This window comes from Providencia sp. wls1922, from assembly GCF_009706505.1.
In the GTDB taxonomy this organism is placed as follows: Bacteria; Pseudomonadota; Gammaproteobacteria; order Enterobacterales; family Enterobacteriaceae; genus Providencia; species Providencia lanzhouensis.
The window spans coordinates 1-1,969 of sequence record NZ_WLUG01000024.1; the positions used below are offsets into that span (position 1 = coordinate 1).

3 protein-coding genes are annotated in these 1,969 nt (G+C 39.6%); all 3 read right to left on the reverse strand.

The window, feature by feature from the left end:
• Positions 1 to 111: NAD-dependent epimerase/dehydratase family protein (locus GKR71_RS20295; protein WP_154633826.1), on the reverse strand; the 111-nt coding region annotated here is incomplete at its 3' end.
• A 12-nt stretch (positions 112 to 123) separates the two neighbouring features.
• Positions 124 to 897, reverse strand: coding sequence for a glycosyltransferase (locus GKR71_RS01070; protein ID WP_154633827.1), 774 nt, complete (start codon positions 895 to 897; stop codon positions 124 to 126).
• A gap of 1 nt (position 898) precedes the next feature.
• A partial coding sequence (locus GKR71_RS01075) for a nucleotide sugar dehydrogenase (RefSeq protein ID WP_154633828.1) occupies positions 899 to 1,969 on the reverse strand: 1,071 nt, incomplete at its 5' end.

The window sequence follows — 1,969 nt, forward strand, 5'->3', positions numbered from 1 at the left end:
ATGAAGATTATCTAAAATAATCGGCTGAATACCTTGTTGGATCATTTGCACACAGGTATGGCTACCGATATAGCCAAGACCGCCGGTGACTAAAATGCTAGGGTTGTTCATTATGAAACCTTGTCATTTAGTTACTTTAATAGTAGGAGAGTGTTTACATAGCCCATTAATAGTATAAAAAAAGAAGTACCAGCTAGAACGAAACCAGTTAAATTCTAAAGTTTCTCTATAAAATTGCCATTGGTGTTTAGCAGCATTTAGTTTATTTTGAGTCATACCTGAGTCAGTTCGATAATATGCGAGAACTTTCGGGTAGCAATAAGCCTTTTTTTCAATGGTAAGTAATTTTAACCATAAACCAAAATCCTGCCTCTTCCTGATCAATGGCATGTATTGCTTACCAAAATGGCTAACATCATATATTACAGTTAGGCAGCCAATGACATTACCATATAAAGACTTATGATAGGTTGTAAATTCAGGTGCAGTAATAATTTTACTTAGCCCGGAGTTATTAATATGTTGATAATAACTAAAAGTAAAATGGTAATCATTTTCTAACATAAAAGAAATTTGCTCAGATAGTTTATTACTTAGCCATAAATCATCACTATCTAGAAATGCAATAAAACGTCCTTGAGCATATTCAATCCCTTTATTTCGAGAATGCCCTGCGCCATAGTTTTTTTCTAAGCAAATTAATTTTATTCTGTGATCATTAATACCTTTTAAAAATTCTACCGTGTGGTCATTAGAATTGTCATCAATGATAATAAGCTCAAAGTTTTGATATTCTTGGTTTAAAACTGACTGTATAGATTCTTGAATATTTTTTTCTGCATTATAGCAAGGCATGATGACAGAAACTAAAGGAGAATCAGATACTACATTATTCATATCAGTCATTACCAAACAGGTCACGGGTATAGACTTTGTCCGCCACATCATCCAGTTCAGGTACCATACGGTTTGCCAGAATAATGTCACTTTCTGCTTTAAATGCGTTTAAATCACGAATGACTTTCGAACGGAAGAATTCATCTTCTTTCAATACTGGCTCGTAAACCACCACTTCAATGCCTTTGGCTTTGATACGCTTCATTACACCCTGCACCGCAGAGGCACGGAAGTTATCAGAGCCCGCTTTCATCACTAAGCGATACACACCGACTTTACGTGGTGCTTTAGCAATAATCGCATCCGAGATAAAGTCTTTACGCGTGCGGTTAGATTCGACAATCGCGTTAATTAGGTTGTTCGGTACATCGTCGTAGTTCGCCAGTAACTGCTTGGTGTCTTTTGGTAAGCAGTAACCGCCGTAACCGAAGGATGGGTTATTGTAGTGGCTGCCGATACGCGGGTCTAAAGAAACCCCTTCGATGATTTGACGCGCATTCAAACCACGGCTTTCTGCGTAAGTGTCTAATTCGTTGAAGTATGCCACACGCATCGCTAAAAAGGTGTTGGCGAACAGTTTAACCGCTTCGGCTTCAGTCCCGTCAGTAAACAGCACCGGTACATCTTTCTTAATCGCGCCTTCTAACAGTAAGTCAGCGAAAATCTGTGCACGTTCAGAACGTTCTCCCACCACGATACGGGACGGGTACAGGTTATCCCATAGCGCGCGACCTTCACGTAAGAATTCTGGGGAGAAAATCACGTTGGTGTAACCGAACTCTTTACGCAGACGCTCTGTAAAGCCCACTGGAATAGTAGATTTGACGATAATAGTCGCTTCAGGGTTCAGTTTGTTCACATCATGAATAACGGATTCCACTGAATTGGTGTTGAAGTAGTTAGTTTTTGGGTCGTAGTCTGTTGGGGTCGCCACAATCACGTATTGCGCGCCAGTATAGGCTTCGACTTTATCTTCGGTTGCACGGAAATTAAGCTGTTTTTCCGTTAAAAACTGTTCGATTTCGGTATCGATAATCGGGGATTGCTTATTGTTAAGCATCGCCACTTTTTC